General features: G+C 45.1%; 21 protein-coding genes. 10 read left to right on the top strand and 11 right to left on the bottom strand.

Features of this window, described 5'->3' with window-relative positions:
* From D9A03_RS05985 to D9A03_RS05970, 4 genes are read left to right on the top strand one after another with little or no spacing between them, the layout of a single operon-like run.
* The gene (locus tag D9A03_RS05985; RefSeq protein WP_254054978.1) at positions 1–888 is read left to right on the top strand and encodes a carbohydrate ABC transporter permease; all 888 of its coding nucleotides are present in this window, start codon (positions 1–3) and stop codon (positions 886–888) included.
* Positions 885–1,736 carry a carbohydrate ABC transporter permease gene (locus D9A03_RS05980; protein WP_120496279.1) on the top strand — a complete coding sequence of 284 codons (852 nt, stop codon included), beginning with the start codon at positions 885–887 and terminating at the stop codon, positions 1,734–1,736. Before D9A03_RS05985 ends, D9A03_RS05980 begins: the two co-directional genes overlap by 4 nt.
* Complete coding sequence (locus tag D9A03_RS05975; protein WP_120496278.1) at positions 1,733–2,767, top strand: carbohydrate kinase family protein; 1,035 nt, start codon at positions 1,733–1,735, stop codon at positions 2,765–2,767. The genes D9A03_RS05980 and D9A03_RS05975 overlap by 4 nt, the downstream gene beginning before the upstream one ends.
* Positions 2,764–3,834 carry an ABC transporter ATP-binding protein gene (locus tag D9A03_RS05970; RefSeq protein ID WP_120496277.1) on the top strand — a complete coding sequence of 357 codons (1,071 nt, stop codon included), beginning with the start codon at positions 2,764–2,766 and terminating at the stop codon, positions 3,832–3,834. The genes D9A03_RS05975 and D9A03_RS05970 overlap by 4 nt, the downstream gene beginning before the upstream one ends.
* Before the next feature lie 164 nt (positions 3,835–3,998).
* On the opposite strand, the gene D9A03_RS05965 is transcribed toward D9A03_RS05970, so the two are convergent.
* The 7 genes from D9A03_RS05965 to D9A03_RS05935 form a co-directional block, all read right to left on the bottom strand.
* Positions 3,999–4,979: a peptide ABC transporter ATP-binding protein gene (locus D9A03_RS05965; protein WP_120496276.1), complete on the bottom strand. Its 981-nt coding sequence runs from the start codon at positions 4,977–4,979 to the stop codon at positions 3,999–4,001.
* Positions 4,979–5,992 carry an ABC transporter ATP-binding protein gene (locus D9A03_RS05960; protein ID WP_120496275.1) on the bottom strand — a complete coding sequence of 338 codons (1,014 nt, stop codon included), beginning with the start codon at positions 5,990–5,992 and terminating at the stop codon, positions 4,979–4,981. Before D9A03_RS05960 ends, D9A03_RS05965 begins: the two co-directional genes overlap by 1 nt.
* Positions 5,993–5,996: 4 nt before the next feature.
* Positions 5,997–6,917 (bottom strand): ABC transporter permease subunit, encoded by a 921-nt coding sequence (locus tag D9A03_RS05955; RefSeq protein WP_120496274.1) that lies wholly within the window; start codon positions 6,915–6,917, stop codon positions 5,997–5,999.
* Positions 6,918–6,919: 2 nt separating this feature from the next.
* Positions 6,920–7,936, bottom strand: a complete 1,017-nt coding sequence (locus D9A03_RS05950; RefSeq protein WP_120496273.1) for an ABC transporter permease subunit — start codon at positions 7,934–7,936, stop codon at positions 6,920–6,922.
* 81 nt (positions 7,937–8,017) lie between these two features.
* Positions 8,018–9,613, bottom strand: a complete 1,596-nt coding sequence (locus D9A03_RS05945) for an ABC transporter substrate-binding protein (protein ID WP_120496403.1) — start codon at positions 9,611–9,613, stop codon at positions 8,018–8,020.
* Positions 9,614–10,202: 589 nt separating this feature from the next.
* Positions 10,203–10,568 carry a PilZ domain-containing protein gene (locus tag D9A03_RS05940; RefSeq protein ID WP_120496272.1) on the bottom strand — a complete coding sequence of 122 codons (366 nt, stop codon included), beginning with the start codon at positions 10,566–10,568 and terminating at the stop codon, positions 10,203–10,205.
* Between the two features lie 218 nt (positions 10,569–10,786).
* Positions 10,787–11,164: a hypothetical protein gene (locus D9A03_RS05935; RefSeq protein WP_120496271.1), complete on the bottom strand. Its 378-nt coding sequence runs from the start codon at positions 11,162–11,164 to the stop codon at positions 10,787–10,789.
* A 303-nt stretch (positions 11,165–11,467) separates the two neighbouring features.
* Here D9A03_RS05935 and D9A03_RS05930 point away from each other — a divergent pair, with 303 nt between their 5' ends.
* Genes D9A03_RS05930 through D9A03_RS05920 form a run of 3 tightly spaced genes read left to right on the top strand, consistent with a single transcriptional unit; the run spans position 11,468 to position 16,445 of the window.
* On the top strand, positions 11,468–12,076 hold the full coding sequence (locus D9A03_RS05930) for a PadR family transcriptional regulator (protein ID WP_120496270.1): 609 nt from the start codon (positions 11,468–11,470) through the stop codon (positions 12,074–12,076).
* A complete protein-coding gene (locus D9A03_RS05925; protein WP_120496269.1) occupies positions 12,073–13,230 on the top strand; it encodes an efflux RND transporter periplasmic adaptor subunit in 1,158 nt (385 codons plus the stop codon). Before D9A03_RS05930 ends, D9A03_RS05925 begins: the two co-directional genes overlap by 4 nt.
* On the top strand, positions 13,227–16,445 hold the full coding sequence (locus tag D9A03_RS05920) for an efflux RND transporter permease subunit (RefSeq protein WP_120496268.1): 3,219 nt from the start codon (positions 13,227–13,229) through the stop codon (positions 16,443–16,445). The genes D9A03_RS05925 and D9A03_RS05920 overlap by 4 nt, the downstream gene beginning before the upstream one ends.
* A 58-nt stretch (positions 16,446–16,503) precedes the next feature.
* On the opposite strand, the gene D9A03_RS05915 is transcribed toward D9A03_RS05920, so the two are convergent.
* From D9A03_RS05915 to D9A03_RS05900, 4 genes are all read right to left on the bottom strand, one after another.
* Complete coding sequence (locus D9A03_RS05915) at positions 16,504–17,112, bottom strand: CDP-alcohol phosphatidyltransferase family protein (RefSeq protein WP_120496267.1); 609 nt, start codon at positions 17,110–17,112, stop codon at positions 16,504–16,506.
* 14 nt (positions 17,113–17,126) lie between these two features.
* Positions 17,127–17,951: a phosphatidylcholine/phosphatidylserine synthase gene (locus D9A03_RS05910; protein ID WP_120496266.1), complete on the bottom strand. Its 825-nt coding sequence runs from the start codon at positions 17,949–17,951 to the stop codon at positions 17,127–17,129.
* Positions 17,951–18,649: a phosphatidylserine decarboxylase gene (locus D9A03_RS05905; protein WP_120496265.1), complete on the bottom strand. Its 699-nt coding sequence runs from the start codon at positions 18,647–18,649 to the stop codon at positions 17,951–17,953. Before D9A03_RS05905 ends, D9A03_RS05910 begins: the two co-directional genes overlap by 1 nt.
* A gap of 141 nt (positions 18,650–18,790) precedes the next feature.
* Positions 18,791–19,960: a LysM peptidoglycan-binding domain-containing protein gene (locus D9A03_RS05900; protein ID WP_120496264.1), complete on the bottom strand. Its 1,170-nt coding sequence runs from the start codon at positions 19,958–19,960 to the stop codon at positions 18,791–18,793.
* A gap of 325 nt (positions 19,961–20,285) precedes the next feature.
* Between D9A03_RS05900 and D9A03_RS05895 the strand changes: the two genes are divergently transcribed.
* The 3 genes from D9A03_RS05895 (at position 20,286) to D9A03_RS05885 (ending at position 22,742) form a co-directional block, all read left to right on the top strand.
* Complete coding sequence (locus tag D9A03_RS05895; protein ID WP_120496263.1) at positions 20,286–20,870, top strand: TIGR00730 family Rossman fold protein; 585 nt, start codon at positions 20,286–20,288, stop codon at positions 20,868–20,870.
* A 106-nt stretch (positions 20,871–20,976) separates the two neighbouring features.
* On the top strand, positions 20,977–22,191 hold the full coding sequence (locus tag D9A03_RS05890) for an NADP-dependent isocitrate dehydrogenase (RefSeq protein WP_120496262.1): 1,215 nt from the start codon (positions 20,977–20,979) through the stop codon (positions 22,189–22,191).
* A gap of 5 nt (positions 22,192–22,196) precedes the next feature.
* Positions 22,197–22,742, top strand: coding sequence for a peptidylprolyl isomerase (locus D9A03_RS05885; protein ID WP_174233629.1), 546 nt, complete (start codon positions 22,197–22,199; stop codon positions 22,740–22,742).
* Positions 22,743–22,908: the final 166 nt, after the last annotated feature.

Genomic DNA, 22,908 nt, shown 5'->3' with positions numbered 1-22,908 from the left:
ATGGTGCGTTTTCCCAAAGCCACAACTGCGTGGCTCCTGCTGACCCCGATGATGACAATCATCATCGGGGTGGTCGGATACCCCCTGATAAAAACGGTTTATTACAGCTTTACCGCCGCCCATCTTGCATCCCCCGCCACAACAGACAGATGGGTTGGTTTTAAAAACTACCTAAAAGCACTCGGTAATACGAAGTTTTTGGATTCAATAGAAAACACAGCATATTTTGTGTCTGTTTCCGTCTCGGCTGAAATTGTCATCGGTGTCCTTGTCGCTTTGCTGTTAAATCAGGCTTTCAAGGGAAGAACTCTGTTAAGAGCGCTTTTGATACTGCCATTGGCCCTGCCGACTGTGGTCAACGCAATGATGTGGCGACTTATCTATGGCCCCGATTTTGGTGCATTGAATGCTCTTCTCAGTCAACTTGGTCTCATGGCAGAATATCAAAGCTGGTTAGGCGACCCTGATCTTGCGCTTTGGATGGTCGCAATAGCTGATATCTGGAAGAACTTCCCTCTGGTCGCTCTCATTACCCTTGCGGCTTTACAAACAATTTCGAAAGACTTGATCGAAGCAGCAACCCTGGATGGGGCAAATGCTTGGCAACGCTTTTGGGCAGTTGTTTTCCCCGCTATTATCGCCCCCGTTTCTGTTGCCCTCGTCCTGCGTACGATCGAAGCATTTAAAGTCTTTGACATTATTTATGTCATGACCCGTGGCGGCCCGGCAGATAGTACAAAAACAGTCAGTTTTCATGTCTATCAAGAAGCCTTCGCCTATATGCGCATAGGCTCTGGTGCCTCTTATGCACTCATCGTCGTTCTTATAAGCGCCCTTCTGATAGCCACCTATCTATGGCTTATCAAAAAACAGGGGAATACAGCATGATTCAACGTAGTAAAACACAGACAGTCATCGTTTATAGTTCAGCGATTATACTCGGCCTTATTCTTCTCTGTCCTGTATTATGGCTGTTTATTATGAGTGTCAGCTCTACCAAAGATCTGACCACACTCCCTTTACAATGGACACCCGAAGACATTTCTTTTGAAAACTATATCAACCTGATTGGTGACGTTGACAGTACGAGCGCAGAATCCTTCCTCTATGCCCTCCGTAATAGTTTGATTGTCGCTCTATCCGCAACCTTCCTGTCCCTTTGCGCTGCGATACCAGCAGCATACAGCCTTTCCAGACTGCCAGGTAAACGCAGGAAGAGTCTGTTATTTATAGCCATTGCAACCTTTATGATGCCGCCTGTCGCTCTTGTCTTGCCTCTCTATTCTGCCATGGCATCTTTCGGGCTTCTCAACACCCATGTTGCCCTGATTGCTATATATTGCGGCATTCTTGTTCCCTTCACCACATGGCTACTGAAAAGTAACTTTGATGCAATCCCGATAGATCTGGACGAGGCCCCTCTCATAGATGGCGCTAATCGTCTTCAGATTATTTGGCACATCACCCTTCCCGTCGCCAAACCGGCACTAGGTGCAGCTGCGTTAATGGCTGTATTAATGGCGTGGGATGAATTCTTCTATGCCCTTTTGTTCACAAACGATGTCCGGGCCAAAACCCTTCCAGTTACCATCGCAGACTTTGCCGCCGGGCGTGTTGCAGACTATGGCCTTATCTCTGCCGCAGGAATCTTGGCCACTATTCCACCAGTATCAATGGCTTATTTTCTACAAAAATCGCTCGTATCCGGGTTAATGAGCGGGAGTGTTAAAGGATGATAGAAGCTCCTAATCCAAAAGATAAACTAAAGAACCCAGAGATTATTACAGTCGGAACAGTGAATGTTGATTTGATCATGGGACCACAAGCTCCCTGGCCAACACCTGGGACCGAAGTTATCTTGCCTGATGCAAATCTACGCGAAGGTGGTGGGGCAGGTATAACAGCCAAAGCACTCACTGCATTGGGTATTCGCCACCGCATGGTCGTCAATATTGGCAACGATCTCTTTGGTGATTGGCTTATGAAGCAGTATCCAGATCTCGTCGATGACTGGATTATAGACAGTGTGGATACAGCCTTGACCGTAGGCATTACCCACCCTGATGGAGAGCGAACTTTTTTCAGTACACCGGGCCACGTCGCCCAGTTTCAGCCGCTCGAACTACAAAACAGACTTGCCGGGATGGATCTCAATAATGTTGTTGTTCTATTCGTCGGCACATCTCTGATGCCAACAATTCGCCCCGCTCTGACAAAAATATTTAAATTTGTTAAATCCAAAGGTGGCTTAATTGCATTAGATACAGCGTGGCCAACAAATGGATGGACGAACAGTATACGTGCTGAAGTCCTAAGCTGGCTCCTCTATACAGATATTGTTTTACTCAATGAAGCAGAAGCTCGGGGTCTTTTAGCTACTGAAAGATCACAACAGTCAGAAAAAACCGAGCTTGATTATCAATCTATCTTAAAGCAAATGCCCCAAAATTCCTTGTTTGTTACCAAGCTTGGAAAGCAAGGCGCAAGAGTGGACAGGTTTGGTTCTCCTGCTTTGGTAAAAAGATCAACAGAAACCATCGTCAAAGATACAATCGGGGCTGGCGATTCCTTTAATGCAGGGTTTCTTGCAGCTTACGCAAGATCTCAATCCATAGAAACATGCCTCAAAATCGCTATTGATACGGCAAGGCACGCTATTTCTTCACATCCAAGGTCTTACCCAAACAATCAAGATGTCGGTTTAAAAGAATGCCCCGATCAACGATCAGCACAAAAGATCTTCAAGAAAAGGAAGCAGGCAATATGACCGCTCTTTCACTTAAAAACATTGATAAAAATTTCGACGACATCCAGGTAATCCGCAATATAAATCTTGATATCCAGCCCGGCGAGTTTGTTGTTTTTGTCGGCCCTTCGGGCTGTGGGAAATCCACTCTGCTACGCATGGTTGCAGGTCTGGAAGAAATCAGTTCAGGAGAATTCTGGATCGGTGATCGGCGTGCAGATCAACTGCCCGCTTCTGAACGGGACATCGCAATGGTTTTTCAATCATATGCACTTTATCCCCACATGACGCTTGCTGAAAACATTGGCTTTCCGCTTCGCTTGGGAAAACAACCAAAAGAAATAATAGACAAAAAGGTACAGGATATTGCCTCTATCCTTCGCCTTGAGCAGCTCCTCGACAGGAAACCCGGGCAAATTTCTGGTGGGCAACGTCAACGTGTTGCCATAGGGCGCGCACTTGCCCGGGATCCAAAGGTTATTTTACTGGATGAACCTCTTTCCAATCTGGATGCGGCTCTACGATTAGAAATGCGTATAGAACTGGCGAAACTGCACAAGCAACTTGAAGCCACAATGATTTACGTTACTCATGATCAAGTTGAAGCAATGACCTTGGCTGATCGAATTGTTATCCTCAATAACGGGGAAATTGTACAGATTGGTTCGCCACTCGACCTCTACACAAAACCGGTGAATACCTTTGTTGCCGAGTTTATTGGTTCGCCAAAAATGAATCTGTTTCCAGCAATGGTCGCCGACAATCTAACCAACGGAACCAAGATCAATTTAATTGGATCATCCGACAAGTTGATGATCAACACAGCGGTCAATTCCAATCAGGGGTTACAGCTGGGTATTCGCCCGGAACACATGACGCCCTCAAACGAAGGGGCAATAAAAGGTATTGTTACAAGCGCCGAACAACTTGGATCAGATACTTATATTTATTTCAATTCAGAGGCCAAAGATCAAGCTGTTGCAAGGCTCGACGGCATATCAGCAGTGCGAACGGGGGAAAACATTTCGTTCAATGCCTCGCAAGACCATTATCACCTATTTACCTCTGAAGGGAACCGAATTAATTGAAGGTGAAATACTTCTGAACAAGAGGGTTAGCATTCGCTTGCCGCGTAGAAATATCATCAGAATAATTAGGTACAAGGGCAATATTAAGTAGTCTCAAGTTTGTATAGAAAAATGCGCCCAACAGAGTTGAGCGCATTTGCAACTATAACAAATCAAAGCCAGATTCAACTTCGTCCTTCTTCAACAGCATGACATGAAACAAGAGCACTGCTTGTAGATGTCAAAACAGGGCGCTCTGCTTTGCAGCGATCATTTGCGAGAGGACAGCGAGGATGGAAAGAGCAACCCGATGGCGGGTTTAATGGAGACGGAAGCTCCCCGACCAGCTTGATACGCTCTTTCTTTCTGTTCGGATCAGCAACAGGTGTCGCAGACAACAATGCACGTGTATAGGGATGTTGCGGGTTACTGAAGATTTCATCCCGTGTTCCGTGCTCGACGGGCTGCCCCAAATACATCACCAGAACGTCATCCGCGATGTGCTTAACGACTGACAAATCATGCGAAATGAAGAGATAGGCCAAGTCCATTTCTTCTTGTAGATCTGTCAGCAAGTTCAGCACTTGCGCCTGAATGGAAACATCCAACGCAGAAACAGGTTCATCCAAGATGACAATCTTTGGGCGTAACATCAGCGCGCGAGCAACAGCAATACGCTGACGCTGTCCGCCAGAGAACATATGCGGATAGCGATCAGCCTGTTCAGGACGAAGGCCAACACGTGACATCATAGAAAGCACTTCTTCGCGTCTTTCAGATGCTGACATCTTTGTATTGATTTTCAAAGGCTCGGCCAGAATATCACTGATTTTCTGGCGCGGGTTCAAAGAACCATAGGGATCCTGAAAAACAATCTGCACCATTTGGCGCAGCGTAATCATATCTTCTTTGCTATGGACAGATGCAATATCCATCCCGCCAAGAAGAAGTTCACCTTGTGTTGGCTTTTCAATCAACGTCACCAAACGCGCAAGTGTGGACTTACCACAACCTGATTCACCAACCACTGCCAGTGTTTTGCCCGCCTCCAACTGAAAAGTAGCTCCGTCAAGCGCCTTGACAGTGCCGCCTTTGGAGAACATGCCCCCTTTAACCTCGTAATAACGCTTGAGATTATCGGCTTTTAATACGGTCTCAACACCCATTATGCAGCTCCCCCTGAAACAGCGACATCCGAAGTAGCAACACCTGGATGATTGTTTGTTGGCTTGCCATCAACCAAAGGATAGTGACACAAAACCTTGTTGGCATGATCCGGTGCTTCTTTTCTGCATTTATCCGTGGCAAACTGACAACGCGGATTGAAAAGACACCCCGTTGGTCTATCCAGTAGTCCGGGAACAACGCCGGGAATTGATGGTAGACGTTTACTTGTTGCTCGTTCTGGCAAAGCATTAAGCAAGGCATAGGTATAGGGGTGTTGCGGCTTGTCAAACAAACCAACCACATCCTGACGCTCAACTTGTTGACCTGCATACTGAACATTCACGACTTCAGCAGTTTCGGCAACAACACCCATATCATGAGTAATAAGAACCAAGGCCATGCCTTGTTCTTTCTGTAACTCGCCCAGAAGCTCAAGAATTTGCGCCTGAATTGTCACATCCAAAGCCGTTGTTGGTTCATCAGCAATCAGCAAGCGCGGATTACAGGCAATCATCATCGCAATCATTACACGCTGGTTCATGCCACCAGACATTTGGTGCGGAAAAGCGCGCAATCTTGTTTCCGGAGCAGGAATACCAACCATTCCCAGAAGTTCGATTGCTCTTTTTTCCAGCTCTTTCCTTGTGCCACCCAAATGCTCTTTGATCACTTCCATGATCTGATAACCAACGGTAAAGCAGGGATTCAAGCTGGTCATCGGCTCCTGAAAAATCATGGAAATATCTTTACCAATGATTTGACGACGTTCTTTTTTTGAAATTGACAATAGATCGATGCCATCGAAAAACATCCGATCAGCCGTGATGTTAGCCGTCCAGGGAAGTAAGCCCATCAACGCCAGCATGGAAACAGATTTACCTGATCCGGATTCACCCACGATCGCGACCATTTCACCCTGATCAATTTCCAAATCAACTCCATCAACAGCACGGAACAAACCATGCGCCGTCTGGAACTCGACAGAGAGATTTTTAATATCCAATAAACTCATGGGATCAAGACCTCTTCATCTTAGGATCAAGGGCATCGCGCAGACCATCACCCATCAGGTTGATAGCGAGAACGGTCAAGAGAATAGCAATACCCGGGAAGGTAACAACCCACCATGCACTGAGAATAAATTCACGTGCTTCGGCCAACATTGTTCCCCACTCTGATGCAGGCGGCTGCGCGCCCATACCAAGGAACCCAAGTGCTGCTGTATCCAGAATAGCAGTAGAGAAACTTAACGAAGCCTGAACAATCAATGGTGCCATACAGTTTGGCAAGATTGTTACAAGCATTAGCCTCATAGTACCTGCCCCAGCAACTTTACTCGCAGTCACATAATCTCTGGCAGATTCAGCAACAGCAGAAGCACGCGCGAGACGCACATAATGCGGCAGATAAGTAATGGAAATCGCGATCATCGCATTCCTGAGACCAGGGCCAAGCATAGCAACAAGAACCAACGCCATCAGAAGGCTTGGGATGGACAGGATCACATCCATGATCCGCATTACAATAACTTCATAGAAGCCTCTGAAATATCCGGCAGACAAACCGAGCAAAACACCAAATGTCAAACTGATGACAATCACAATACATCCGGCAAACAGAGAAAAGCGTGATCCATGCATAAGGCGAGACAAAAGATCACGACCAACAGCATCGGTGCCCAACAAGAACTCAATGCTACCGCCATCCTGCCAAAACGGCGGGATCAGAATAAAATCGCGGTTTTGTTGATCTGGCGAATGTGGTGCAATCACATCAGCAAAAAGAGCAACAAAAACGACAAACAGGAAGAAAAACAGGCCAACGACGGCACCTTTGTTTTCCGAAAAATAGAACCAGAACTCTCTGAACTGTTGACGCAGAGGACTGATCTGTTCAGGTGCCGAAGACTGTTCGGCTGTATTTTGAACTTGGCTCATCATTACCTCCGATGCAGAATTCTTGGATTGATCAGACCGTACATGAAGTCAACCAACAGGTTCACCATCATGACAATCGATGCAATCAGGACAATACCACCCTGAACCGCGAAATAATCACGTCTAGAAATGGAATCAATCATCCACTTACCAATGCCGGGCCAAGAGAAAATTGTTTCCGTCAGGATAGCACCGGCCAAAAGAACACCGACCTGCAGACCGATCACGGTAACGACAGTGATCAGAGCATTACGAAGAGCGTGAACGCCCACAATACGCATGGGAGAAAGCCCCTTGGCTCTGGCGGTACGAACATAATCTTCACCAAGAACTTCCAGCATCGCAGAACGTGTCTGACGTGCGATGATGGCCATCGGTATGGTTCCCAAAACAATCGTCGGCAAAATAAGATGCGAAACCGCTGACTTAAACGCGCCTTTTTCATCACTGACAAAAGCATCGATCAGCATGAATCCTGTATCCTGATCGATCCAGAACAATGCCGACAGACGACCAGAAACTGGCGTCAACCCAAGCATATCAGGGCTGGAGAACAAGATAATCAAGAGAAGTCCCCACCAGAAAATCGGCATGGAATACCCGGTCAGCGAAATACCCATCAAGGTATGATCAAAAGCTGATCCACGTTTTACAGCAGCGATGATACCAGCTGGTAAACCGATCAGCGCAGCAAAAATAATTGCGCACCCAGCGAGCTCAACCGTCGCAGGAAACCGCGTCAGGAACTCTTCTAGAACTGGTGTACGACTGGTAAAGGAGACACCAAAGTCCCCCTGTAAAATTCCCCAAAGGAATGAAAAATACTGTTCCCAAATCGGGCGATCAAATCCGAGATCTGCCATAAGCTGGGCATGCCGTTCTGCGGAAACACCGCGTTCCCCGGCGAGTAGCTCAATTGGGTCTCCTGGTAACATCCTGATGAAACTGAATGCAATCAGAGTAACACCAAGAAACGTTGGGATAAGCACTCCCAACTTTGATAAAATAAAGCGTAACATCGCGATCCTGACTTCGCTTATAAGAAAAGCGGGGAAGGTTTACACCCTCCCCGTTTCATATTTAGCTATAAGATTTATCTCTTATTCTTCTAAATCAACGCCGTAGAATACATGACCACCAAGTGGATCAATACGGAAATCAACAACTTTGTTGCTCATAGCTTTGTGAACAACAGAGTGAGCAACAGTTACCCAAGGAGCTTCTTCTTTGAAGACAGCCTGAGCCTGTTCATAAAGTTGAGTACGCTTATCCGGGTCAGATACTTTCACAGCTTCCTGGAAAAGATCGTCAAATTCTTTGTGACACCAGCGCGCACGGTTACCACCGGACTTGGCAGATGCACAGTTCAGAAGTGACAGGAAGTTATCCGGATCCGGATAATCCGCAGTCCAACCTAGAAGTACCGTGTCGTGATCGCCTTTCTGTGAACGGGAAAGATACTCACCCCATTCCATGGAAACGATCTCGGCATTCACACCAACGTTTGCCCAGTCAGCCTGAATAAGCTCAGCCATACGACGAGCATTCGGGTTGTATGGACGTTTCACAGGCATTGCCCAGATGTTTGTGCTTAGGTCTGTTACACCAGCTTCAGCCAAGAGAGCTTTTGCTTTTGCAGGATCGTAAGGATAATCCTGGATCTCTTCGTTATAGCCCCAAAGTGTTGGTGGAAGCGGGTTTTTAGCCGCATTACCAGCGCCTTGGAAAACAGCTTTGATGATAGACTCTTTGTTCATGGCATAGTTAAGAGCCTGACGAACACGCTTGTCATCAAATGGTTTTTTCTCGGTGTTGAACGCAAGGTAACCAACGTTCATGCCTTCCTGACTATCCACAGTCAGATCTTTGTTTGCTTCAATCGCAGCAAGATCAGCCTGATTTGGATAAGGAACAAGATGGCACTCGCCAGCAGCTAGCTTCTGATACGCAACTTGCGCGTCAGGTGTAATCGCAAACACGAGCTTGTCTAGTGGTGCACGACCAGACCAGTAGGTTTCATTAGCCTGATAGCGAATGAAAGCATCTTTCTGATAAGACACGAACTGGAAAGGACCTGTACCGATTGGCTCTTGGTCAAATTTCTCAGGTGTACCAGCATCCATCATCTGCTGAGCGTATTCTGCAGAGTGAATAGAAGCAAAATCGATAGCGATTTTGGAAATGAAAGCAGCATCTGGCTTCTGCAGAGTAAACTTGACTGTTAGGTCGTCAACTTTCTCGATTGTTTGCAGAATGTCAGGGAAACTAACATAACCGGTGAAGTATTCATAAGTACCACCAGATACTTTGTGATACGGATGATCTGCTTTCCACTGACGGTTAAAGCTGAAGAGTACATCATCAGCATTCAATTCACGTGATGGTGTGAAATATTTTGTCGTGTGGAACTTAACACCTGGACGTAGTTTAAAGGTGTAAGAAAGACCATCTTCGGAAACTTCCCAGGATTCAGCCAAACCAGGTTGCATGATGGTTGAGCCTCTTTCGAACTCTACAAGACGGTTGTAGATGTTACGAGAGCTGGCATCGAATGAAGTACCTGATGTATACAGAGCAGGTGTGAAACCTTCCGGGCTACCTTCAGAACAGTAAACAAAAGTTTTTGCTTCTGCTGTTACAGCACCCATTGAAAGCATACTGGCGAAAGCCGCAGTAGCTAAAAGTCCTCTTTTAATCACGATATCCTCCCAAATGTCGCAAATAAGCGCAGGATGCGCCTCTTTTTATTAATTAGTGTTGTAGTTACCTAATCAAATAAGGATGGTTTTAAGCTATCCATCTGGAGTTGCATAGTCAATTTACAGTTGGATAGTACAATAAAATTGTATACAAAGTTCGCGCCTTATTGAAGATAAGAATCATACAAGAACATTACAGAATTATATATTTAAATTCAATTGGATAAAATTATTTTCCTTAGCATTTCACCAACACGGAAGCAACATTATCAAACACTAAAGCGCCTAAAAAAGCAATAAAATTTCACACCTTTTCCAAAGAAGTAATAGCATAAAGCACATGACCCACCTCCCTAAACAACCCAAAGATGAGAACAATTGAAGATTCGTGTTCACAAAATACAAAAGTTAAAAATACAAACAATCATTTAAAGAACTTAGCCTCACCTCTCATTGTAGAAGCACACTCCTTATAGAAACGATGTCCCTTACAAAAAATGAATAGCAATAAAAAAGGCGCTCAAAAACCAGAGCACCTTAATAAACTATCCATGAACCAGACATATGAACAGAAATTGCGTTTGTGCTACGCAAACTCCAAACACTTCCTTGGCAAAACCCCGGCCATGATACTGGCAAGTTTATTCGGATTATCCCTAAATCGCAGCCCAACAGTTTGGCCCCGGGACCAGACCACTTCTATCATTAACTGAACCCCGCCAGCAATTTTCAAAACAAACTGCGTTCCAATTTCAAGAGCCTGATCAAATTTTGCCCGGACCCCATTTACTGAAACATCAAAAATAACACATTGCTGTTCCGCCCCTTGGTCATCTGCATACTCGCCTGACCAAAGAACCGAAACCCGCTGGAAACGACGTTTGTCATCGCTTACTTCGGCATGATTATCTTCTATCGTGTGTTTTTTAACAGTTAGTTTTTTTTCAGACATAGGACTTCAGAGTACTCAACCATCACACGGAAAGGACTAAATATTTCCGTATTTAATTCATATTAAACTGGCAACAGGTACAAAGATTGCCGAATAAATCTTACTAAATTATGAATAGAATTTAGTCAAAACCACAATCAAAAAACCATGAAACAGCTAACAAATTACAATAATTTATTTTTTATGGTTAATGACTGCAATAGGGCTCCATTACTATTTTAGTCCTTAATCGTATCAAGGAGCGTCTCATCCAGTTCAGTAAAGGTTTTAATCACAGCCGCATTTGCCTTATAAGCAACAGAAGCCAGTTTTTGATCAACCAATTCTCTCTCTATATTTACGCCCGTTGCAGAAAAAACCTCTGCAAAACCAGCACTCTGCCCAGGCTCAGACAAAGGTGCATTTGGTCCCAGCTGCTGTAAACTTCCAGATACACCAGGTTCACGGCTTACCGCATCCAATCTGCTTGGCGCAAAAGGAACACGCTCTGGCAAGCGCGAAGAATCAAGTGATCCCGCGTTTACAATATTATTTGCAGACACTGAAATACGCTGTGCCTGATACTGTAGTCCCGACAGAGGGATAGAATAGTCCATATAATAAATCCTTTTCCCTATAATACTCTATCTCAAACTCGATTACAATTTCGGGTATTTTAGATAAATCCCATTTAAATGACCTTTAAAGCAATCATTTAAAGCACTCATTCAAAATCTCTTTTATTCACTGCATCTCTTTGTCAGAAATAAATAATATATATCGACTTGATATATATTGAATTGATGTATATCTGTCCTACATAAGTCAATGACTCCTCTATGAGATACAAAAGCTGCGAGATACAAAAGATCAAATCTTTTGATCTTCAATGAGAAAACGAATTCAGGTAATTATTAATTATGGATGTCAGAACACTATGCCTTGCAGTCCTGTACCAAGGAGAAGCAAGCGGATATGAAATCAAAAAAGCGTTCAAAGAAGGAGCCTTCAGCCACTTTCAGGACGCGAGTTTTGGTTCTATCTACCCAGCTCTTGGGCGGCTTTCTTCAGAAGGTCTTGTTGAATGCACTCAGATGGCCCAGGAAAAAAGGCCCGATAAAAAGGTGTATAAACTGACGCAAAGCGGCGAAGACACACTTATCACAAGTCTTTTGACACCTCCCACACCAGATAGATTTACATCTGACTTTTTCTTTGTTCTTTATTTTGCTGAACTCTTGCCTTTACCACAGGTCATAAAACTACTGGATCAAAGAATTTCTTTTTACCAAGAAACCATTGAGCGCATGACACAGTGTGACCCAGCTCTGTTACCCACCGGGCGGCGACTTTGCCACGGTTTGGGATTAACAGTTTATCAAAATTCCCTCACCTACCTGGAAGAAAACAAAGAACGTTTCATTGCTGAACTTCGCTCTCAGCACGAAGCAACTTCTTCTTCTACATCGAAGACAAATACCCAAGATACAAATCTCAAGCAGATAGATACAAGCAGGCACGCATCATGAAAGTTTCCTATTTACTCGCATTCGTACTCGCCGTCGGAACTGCTGGCTGGGTTATGTCTGGGCAATTGTCAGATAGCTCTGAAGCAGGTGAGACCGGACAGCCAGAAATCAAGAAACCTCCGGTCAACCTTTCACGCGAAACCAAGATCCCCTCAGTTCGCGTACAGACTCAAGCCGCGGTTCCTTACACTCGCTACCTGACAGTACGTGGGAGAACAGAAGCACTACGCACTGTGGAAATAAAAAGCGAAGCCAGTGGAAAGATCATTGAGTTGGCGATCAATAAAGGTGATGCCGTTGAATCTGGAAAGCTAATTGCCAAGCTTGACGTCAATGAACGCTCAGCCAAGGTACAGGAATTCAAAGCTTTGAAAGAACAACGCGCTATTGAATATAAAGCTGCAAAACGCCTTTCACAAAAAGGCTTTAAAGCTGAAACAAAACTTGCCGCCAGTAAAGCAGCCCTCGAATCAGCACAGGCAGAATTAAGACGTGCACAGGTTGCTCTTTCCAACACACTCATTCCTGCCCCCTTTACAGGCGTATTGAACAGTCGCGCTGTTGAAATTGGTGAGTATGTCGATGTTGGTGACAAGATCGGAACGATCGTTGATCTATCAACAATCCTTGTTGTGTCAGACGTTAGTGAAAGACTGGTTCCCTTCATATCAGTCGGGCACACTGCCAAGGTTCGTTTGATCACAGGCCAAACGGTCGAAGGCAAGGTTAAGTATATTGCTTCAATGGCTGATGCTGGCACCCGTACCTTTCGCATTGAAGTCGCAGTCCCTAACCCGGATATGAAAATTGCTGATGGTATCACAGCCGAAACAGTTCTCACCCTTAATGACATGCAGGCTCATAAAGTTTCACCCGGAATTCTGACGATTGATGCCAACGGCACTATTGGTGTGAAAACACTCGGCGAAAACAACAGGATTGAATTTAAAGAAGCCAGCATTCTTGAGAACACAACTGACGGCCTATGGCTTGGTGGTTTACCAAAAGAAGTAACCTTTGTTGTTATCGGCCAAGAATTGATCAAAGACGGGCAAGAAGTGAAGGCAATTGATGCTGACACTTTAAAAGAACTGAATCCGGACGTTCCTGCTGGGGAAACACAAGAAACAACATCGGGAGCACCTCAGTCATGACAAATATCATCTCAGGTGCTCTTGGACGCTCACGTACCGTAATACTTGGATTAATCCTTATTCTCATTGCCGGTGCGGTGTCTTACGTCACCATCCCCAAAGAAGATAACCCGGACATCACCATACCGATCATTTACGTCAGTATGCACCACGAAGGAATTTCCCCGGTTGATGCCGAACGCCTGTTACTAAAACCGATGGAAAAAGAACTTCGAAGCATTGAAGGCGTGAAAGAAATGAGCTCCAGTTCATTTCTTGGCGGTGGCAACGTCGTCATGGAATTCGATGCTGGTTCAGACATTGATCTCGCGTTGACAGATGTCAGGGAAAAGGTCGATATCGCCAAAGCCGAGCTGCCTGATGATGCGGATGAGCCAACAGTACATGAGGTTAACCTCAGCCTGTTCCCTATTCTTGTCGTTAACCTGTCCGGTGATGTTCCGGAAAGAGCTCTGCTTGCCATTGCAAAGGACCTTCAAAATAAACTGGAGGCCATTCCCAACGTTCTGGAAGCCAAGCTGGTTGGTGACAGGGACGAGTTGATCGAGATTGTCGTCGATCCTCTTATTCTGGAAAGCTATAGCCTTGATGCCAACGATATTATCACTGCTGTTGGCAAATCAAATCTTGTCGTTGCCGCAGGATCTTTGGATACAGGCCAAGGACGTTTTGCAATTCAGGTTCCCGGCCTGTTCGAAGATACAACAGACATTTTGAACATGCCGGTTAAAGTCAATGGCGATGCTGTTGTTCGCGTAAAAGATATCGGAATTTTGCGCAAAACCTTTAAAGACACAACAGAGTATGCCCGCGTAAACAATAAACCCGCCTTAACCATGGAGATATCCAAACGAACAGGCACAAACATTATTGAAACAATTGAACAGGTACGTGCAGTCGTCAGTCAACAACAGATCCTCTGGCCCGATGCAATTGACGTTTCCTATAGTCAGGATCAGTCAACAGGTATTCGTACCATGCTCCAAGATCTGCAAAACAATGTTCTGTCAGCTATCATTCTGGTGATGATTGTCGTAGTTGCCGCCCTGGGCTTTAGATCTTCCATCCTTGTGGGCATTGCAATACCGGGTTCTTTCCTTGCCTCCATTATGATCCTGCACGCCGCAGGATTAACAGTAAACGTTGTTGTTCTCTTTAGCTTGATTCTGTCTGTCGGTATGCTCGTGGACGGTGCCATTGTCGTTACTGAATTCGCAGATCGAAAAATGAGCGAAGGCCTGCACAGAAGAGAAGCTTACAAACAAGCAAGTCTTCGTATGGCCTGGCCGATCATTGCGTCAACCGCGACCACACTGGCGGCTTTTGCTCCCCTGATCTTCTGGCCCGGTATTATGGGTGAATTCATGAAGTTCATGCCTATTACCCTTATCGCGACACTAAGTGCCTCACTTGTCATGGCTTTGATTGTGGTTCCAACAATTGGGGGCCTGATCGGGAAAGCTGGCGGTGCTGCAGATAAAAAATCGATGGAAAATCTGGCCGCATCAGAGACCGGTGATCTAAGGGCCGTTACAGGCTTTACAGGCCTTTACATCAAGCTGATGCATGTGGTTCTGAAAATCCCGGGAACTATCGCCACCCTGACCTTTGCTTCTCTCATCGGCGTTATCATGCTCTACAGTAATTTTGGTAGAGGCGTTGAATTTTTCCCGGATATTGAGCCTGACAATGCAGTTCTGCAAGTACGTGCACAAGGTAACATGTCTATTGATGAACGCGATCATCTTGTCAGACAGGTAGAACAGATTGTTCTTGATCTCCAGAATGAAAAGCATGAACTGCATAACATCTATGTCAGTACAAATGCAGAGAGTACAACAAACAAGGATCAGCCTGAAGACGTGATCGGTAACATTCAGATGGAATTTACTGACTGGTTCAATCGTCGTCCGGCTGATGAAATTCTTACTGAAATTCGTGAAAGAACAGCAGTTCTGGGCGGTATTTCAGTCGAACCGAGGAAAGAGGATAAGGGGCCATCATCCGGTAAACCCATTCAAATAGAGATTGCGTCCGTTGAACCCAGCCTTGTTTATCCTTGGGCAACAAAAGTTGCCAACCATCTGAGAGAGGCAAACGGTTTTGTCGATATCGAAGATGGTTTACCCGTCCCCGGCATAGAATGGCGTATTGATGTTGATCGTGCCCAAGCGGCAAAATTCGGTGCTGACATTGCCCTGATCGGCAGTTACATTAGAATGATCACAAACGGCATGAAGCTGGGCAGCTATCGTCCCGACGATAGCGATGAAGAAATTGATCTTGTTGTCCGTCTTCCCCGAAGCAACCGAAATATTGAGCACCTTGATCAAATCAAAATTCAAACCAATGTTGGCTTGATCCCCATATCCAACTTCATCACACGAACAGCGGCCCCGAAGGTTGGTGTTATCAACCGTGTTGATGGGCAGCGTGTTGCAACAGTGAAATCCGACATCGCCCCGGGCATTCTCGCAGATGATAAAGTCAAGGAACTGACGGAATGGATGTCATCTCAGGAACTTGACCCGAGGGTTACAATTCAATTCAAAGGAGAAAACGAAGATCAGAAGGAATCTCAGGACTTCCTTGTAAAAGCCTTTGGCGTCGCTCTCTTTATGATCGCGATAATTCTGGTCACCCAGTTCAACAGTTTTTACAGTGCATTCCTGATCCTGTCCGCTGTAATCATGTCAACAATCGGGGTTTTGATTGGTCTTCTTATTACAGATCAACCCTTTGGTATTGTGATGTCCGGGATCGGTGTCATTGCGCTGGCTGGTATTGTTGTGAACAACAACATCGTTCTGATAGATACCTTTGATTATGTTTCAACAAAGTTCAAAGATCAGAAAGAGGCAATTATCCGGACAGGTGCGCAACGCCTAAGACCCGTGATGCTAACAACAATCACGACCATCCTCGGTTTGATGCCTATGGTTCTGGCGACCAATATTGATTTGATCAACAGAACCATTCAGGTTGGTGCCCCCTCTACTCAATGGTGGACACAACTTGCCACGGCGATTGCATTTGGTCTTTGCTTTGCGACCATACTCACACTTGTGATTACCCCCTGCTCTTTAATGGTAAGGGTAAACAGTCGCAATCTTGTTAAGCGGATAAAAGCAAGATTTAAAAAAGATGACACACCATCTGAACCACCATCATCTGACCCCGTACAAGATGATGAAAAGGTTATACCAGCCGAATAAAAGGGATGAGTATTTATCTTATGAAGAAGTCGGCATTTTCTGTTGCCGGCTTTTTTATTTAATCGTCAAAAAGACTCAACGCAGCGTGTATTCTGAAACTAGTGGTCAACCAGCACAGGGCACCGAAAACCCAAGCCATTAAAGCAAATTTATCAGGCCAAAGACATAGCGCGAGGAAAAGCAGAATAGTCTCTGTTCCCTCGGTCAAACCACCAAGGTAATAAATGCTTTTTTTACCGCGAATTTCAGTAGATATATTTTTTTTGGCCGCAACAATTGCAAAAGATAAAAACGACGCCCCGGTTCCCATAAACGAGAAAATCAGAAAGGCTGCCGCCAAACTATTTTCTTCAGGCATTGCCAAGGCAAAACCAAAAACAACTGCAGAATAAAAGATAAAATCGAGCGTGATATCAAGGTACCCGCCCAGATCAGTAATACCTCTCTTTCTGGCAACAGCACCGTCCAGACCATCACATAACCGATTAAAGGCTATCGCAGCAATAGCAAGGTAATAAGACTGAGTCGCTAACGCAGGAACAACGAACATCCCACCGATAAATCCCGCCCAGGTTATCTGGTTAGCACTCAATCCAGATCGCGAAAGAACCTCCCCTATTTTATCGAGAGGAGGATCAATTTTTGTTCTCATCCAGGCATCAAACATAACGTGCCTGAAACTTATTCTTTTTCAGATGTCGTATCGTCAACAGGCATGTTTGCAGTCTCGGCTTCCTTGCCTTCCTGAACCAGCATCTTCTTACGCGTTGCCTGATAAGAAAACTGAGCCAGAATAATAGAAACCAGATATCCGATACCTGCAACACTCAGGGAAACCCAAGGCGTGCTGTACAGAAGCATAATGCAAACAGCAAAGCCCAGAAGTACGAGACCAACATAACGTCTTGGGATACGAATACGTTTGGATGAATAGGTCGGGATCGTGCTGACAAAAAGTCCCCCAACGACAACCAGCATAACGCCATTCAAAATAGAAGAGCGAAGGATATCATCGCCCAGTTCAAATGACAGAACAACAGGGATAAGTACTAACCCGGCACCACAGGGTGCAGGAATACCGGTAAAAAATTTAGATGCCCAGGGAGGCGGATTTTCATCAAGTAAGCTGGTGTTAAACCGAGCAAGACGCATACCGCAACAGATTGCAAAGAAAAGTGATACAGCCCACGCCAAACCACCTGTGCCATCCATTGCCCAGAGATAAATCACCAGTGAAGGAACAACACCAAAGTTTACAAAATCAGCCAGTGAATCAAGCTGCGCACCAAACTCACTTGTCCCTTTCATCAAGCGGGCAACCGGACCATCCAAACCATCAAGGATCATCGCAACAACGATGCCAATAACAGCTAGCTTCCAGTTACTTTCAAGCGCCGCACGGATTGCAGACAAGCCTGAACACAACGCCATCAACGTAATGGCATTTGGTATCAGACGATTTACAGAAAAACCGTGAAGTCGGCGGCGGCGCTTGAAACCTGGCATTACCGTACCTCTGTTTCGCGTTGTGCTTCATCAGACAGAAGATCAGCGATCACAGTCTCGCCACCAACCATTTGCTGTCCAACAGCGACGAGAGGAGCAACACCATTTGGCAGATAAATATCTGTACGACTACCAAAGCGGATCAGACCAAAGCGTTCGCCGGTTTTAACTTCCTGATCCAGTGTGAGATTGCAAATGATACGACGGGCAATTAAACCTGCGATCTGAACGAACGCAATTTCTTTACCGTCATTTGTTTCCATTTTAACGGACATACGTTCGTTTAACTCGGAAGCTTTATCAAGAGCAGCGTTCAGAAAAGCACCATGATGATATGCCAGTTCAGTAATCTTACCTGTCGCAGGAACGCGATTTACGTGCACATCAAAGACACTCAAGAAAACGGAAACCCGCATCAGAGGTTCTGTGCCCATATTCAATTCTGCTGGTGGTACAGCAGTTTCAACTGCACTGATATGACCATCTGCCGGACTAACAACAAGTCCTTCCCGTAGAGGTGTTTGTCTTTCCGGATCGCGGAAAAAATAAGTACAGAAGGCTGCAATGATTAGTCCAACAATCGCCAGTGGCTTCCATATCAGCGCAAACCCGACACTCAGCGCAAGTGCGCCACCGACAAAAGGCCAACCAGCTTTATTAATAGGCACCAGAATGTGCTTCAGCACTGCCGTCTCCATTCAATAATTTTGACAATCAATGGCATAGCTCAACAATTAATGTCATGAACTATGTATAACATGTGGGCTGTAATACTGTATTACAAAGATCAATGTAAGGTATTTTCCACAAAAATCTTAATTTAACATCAGAACAATTGCTTAATTATTCTTGGGCAACACAAAAATTTGCCCGGGATAAATCAAATCCGGGTTTCTGATTTGATCTTTGTTTCGGTCAAATATGACTGCATAACGCGCCCCCTCACCATAAATGGCACGGGAAATTCGCCATAAACTGTTTCCCGGTTGCACGGTTACAACTCGCTCATCAGGCCGGGATTCTATTTTACCAGACCTGGAGAAAGGAATTTCAACACGTGCAATAACCTTTCCCTTATCATCTACCTGATCGATACGCAATTGATGCAGGCCTTCTTCTACCTTGTCTTCCGCTTCAACCGTCCAGCGTCCGGCATCATCTGTCACGCCCTGCCCTATGAATTCGTTGTTCAGATACCCCACGACCTTTTGCCCCGGTTGCGATGTTCCCCCGATCACGGTTTGTCCGGCATCATCATAATCAACACTATCAAGCGCCAGTTCCCCATCTTTTATGCCGTGATCTTCAACCTTTTCGGGGCGTTGAATAATCTTTGAAGAACCGCCGACATCGTCGGGGACCAAAACGGCAAGGGCAGATTGATTCCCGACCGGGACATCAACAATTGCAACGTCTTTTGACTTTAATTTCACACCGTCTTCTTTATTGATTAGCAACCCCAGTTCGTGCGTGCCTGGTTCCAGAGGCGTTTCCAAAACATATGCCCATTGACCATTTTGATCCGCTTCGACACTTCCCAACAGCGTTGTACCATCAACAATACGCACATCACTCCCTGCCGGTGCTCTGCCTGCAAGCACAGTATCCCCGGTTTTCTCAACTCTGATCACATCAAATGAAAGGGATGGCTCAACAATAAAAGAAGCCTTCTGTTCATCATCTGAAACCTGCTCTTCAGCACTGACAGCTTCACCTTCAACATTTTGCTCGGCAGAGCTTTGACTTTGTTCTGAAACAACAGGAGCAGAAGGGTCAACTTCATCCTTCTGTTCCGCTATATTCGACGCCTCTTCATTCTCGGATGTTTCTGCTCTTGTATCCGAACTTTTCCCGTTAAGTTTCTTCACAATCGTCTTAGGAGCATTCGTTGAAGAGCTTGAATTATCAGCCACAACAACAGAATCATCGTCCAAGGCATACCAAACCGAGACGCTTCCACCAATCAGGATGAGCACAGCGAGAAGAGAAAGAATGAGGGTACGGCTCAAAAATGCCTCCTTAGGGCTTTATAGTGGCTGACAGGTTTATAGCGTCCACGTTTCTATTGTCGAGGCAGCTGGGAAATTATTCCCGCAGACTAACATTCTTATGACTCTAGGTTAAGTCCTTATGGGAAAAGAACAAGAGTTATGACAAATTTTAGGTGAGAAAAATTCCTGGGTAATTCATGCTCTTCTATTTATTCCTGATTATTGCCATTATCCGAGCTAAAGATATAATAAGGTCGTCGGCACGTTGGATAGGGGTCAAATCTCGCTATCTGCGTGCCGTTTTGCAAATTTGCACAAAAACAATAATAAAAGGAATTCAACAATGACCAAAATTAAATCCATCTGTATTTACTGTGGTTCTTCCAATGCGGTTAGTGAAAAACATTTGGCAAGCGCCAATCAACTCGGAAAATTAGCCGCAGAAAACAACATAGAAGTTATATATGGCGGCGGCCGGGTTGGGTCCATGGGACAGGTTGCCGACGGGGCACTGGCTCATAACGGAAAGGTAACTGGTATTATACCAGAGTATCTCGATAAATTTGAAGTTGGTCACAAAGAAGTTAATGAACTTATCGTTGTTGATTCCATGCACACACGAAAAATGGCGATGTTTGAACGCTCTGATGCATTTTGTATTCTTCCCGGCGGTCTTGGAACACTGGACGAATTTTTCGAAATTGCGACCTGGAAACAATTGGGGATGCATGACAAACCCATTATTATTATCAATCTGGAAAATTTTTGGACCCCGCTTCTGGAGCTGATAAACCATCAAATATCAGCCGGGTATTTAAGACAAAACCCCGATGATATATACAGCATTGTCAACAACATAGATGACGTATTCACCCGGATTCAAAGCATGCCTGAATCACATATCAAAGCAGACATCAAACTGCTTTGATATCAATTGTTACCCCGAGTTATCTTGCACTGCAGCGAAAGACTGTTATTTTCCTCTGTGAGTTTCCCAAATTATATTAAACAAGCCGACAAACAAGGAGGCGAACATGTCCAAAATTAAGGTTAAAAATCCAGTTGTCGAACTAGATGGCGATGAGATGACTCGCATCATCTGGGAAAAAATCAAACAAAAATTCATTCTTCCCTATCTTGATGTTGATTTGAAATACTTTGATCTTTCTATCGAAAGCCGTGATGCAACAGATGATCAAATCACTATTGATGCCGCCAACGCAATCAAAGAACATCGCGTTGGCGTCAAGTGTGCGACGATCACGCCTGATGAAGCACGTGTTGAAGAGTTTGATCTGAAAAAAATGTGGCGTTCGCCAAACGGAACTATTCGTAACATTCTTGGTGGTACAGTTTTCCGCCAACCAATTATTATGGAAAATGTTCCACGGCTTGTTCCTGGCTGGACACAACCTATTGTTATTGGCCGTCACGCTTTCGGCGATCAGTATAAAGCAACTGATTTCCTTGTCCCCGGCGCAGGTAAACTGACCATGACCTTCCAGCCGGAAGATGGTGGAGAGCCAATTACCCGTGAGATCTTTGAATTTCCGGAAGCTGGTGTCGCAATGGGCATGTATAATCTGGATGAATCAATTCGCGGTTTCGCCCGTGCCTGTATGAACTACGGTCTTGATCTTGGCTGGCCTGTATACCTATCAACAAAAAACACTATCCTGAAAGCTTACGATGGTCGCTTTAAAGATCTATTCGAAGAAGTTTATCAGACTGAGTTCGCCGACAAGTTTGCTGCCAAAGGTATTTCATATGAGCATCGTCTAATTGATGACATGGTTGCTGCAGCTATGAAATGGTCCGGTGGTTTTGTTTGGGCTTGTAAAAACTATGATGGCGATGTTCAGTCAGATACTGTTGCACAGGGCTTTGGCTCTCTCGGTCTGATGACATCTGTTCTGATGACACCCGATGGACAGACCGTAGAAGCAGAAGCAGCACACGGTACAGTAACACGTCATTATCGTCTGCATCAGCAAGGTAAAGACACATCAACAAACCCAATTGCCTCTATTTTTGCATGGTCACGCGGCCTCAAATTCCGCGGACAATTTGACGAAACTCCAGAAGTTGTCAAGTTCGCAGAAACACTTGAAAAAGTATGTATTGATACAGTTGAATCCGGTCAAATGACAAAAGATCTGGCGCTCCTGATCAGTCCAAATCAGGACTGGTTGACTACAGATCAATTCCTCGATGCAATTGATGCAAATCTACAGAAAGCAATGGGCTAATAAAGATGCCAAAGATCCTACGTAATTTACTCGCTGGCCTACTTGCCCTGACCTTCGCATCAGCCAGTTCACAGGCTGCTGACCCTGAAAACACACTGGTGATTGAGCTTAAAACCGGCAAAGTCTTCATTGAGATGCTTCCCAATCTTGCCCCTAACCACGTGGCAAGGATAAAAGAACTGACCCGCGATGGCTTTTATGACGGGATTGTTTTCCATCGGGTGATTGACGGGTTTATGGCACAGACAGGTGATCCCAAAGGCCTTGGTACAGGTGGATCAGGCAAAAAACTGAAGGCTGAGTTTTCTCGCGAACCTTATGCACGCGGTACAGTTGGCATGGCACGTTCCCAGAATATCAATTCCGGGGACAGCCAGTTCTTTATCATGTTCAAAAGAACACCGTCACTAGATGGTCAATACACTGTATGGGGTAAAGTCATTCAAGGTATGGAACATGTTGATGCCATTAAAAAGGGTCAGCCCAGCAGCGGTAAAGTTAGCAATCCAGATAAAATGATTTCTGTACGCGTTCTTGCTGATATCCAGTAAAACACGGTAAGCAGGATATAGAAAAGGCGCTGTACTCTTTTGAATTACGGCGCCTTTTCTTTTTTTGGAAACAACCATCACACGAAGCTTTCCAAAATTTCCGACTTCTCACAGATGCCGCCTTGCAAAAACACATTCCGATACTTATTTTGCTGATAGTTTATCA

Origin of the sequence: Kiloniella sp. EL199 (assembly GCF_900313065.1) — a bacterium.
Classification (GTDB): domain Bacteria; phylum Pseudomonadota; class Alphaproteobacteria; order Kiloniellales; family Kiloniellaceae; genus Kiloniella.
This window is presented reverse-complemented; position numbering and strand designations above follow the sequence as displayed.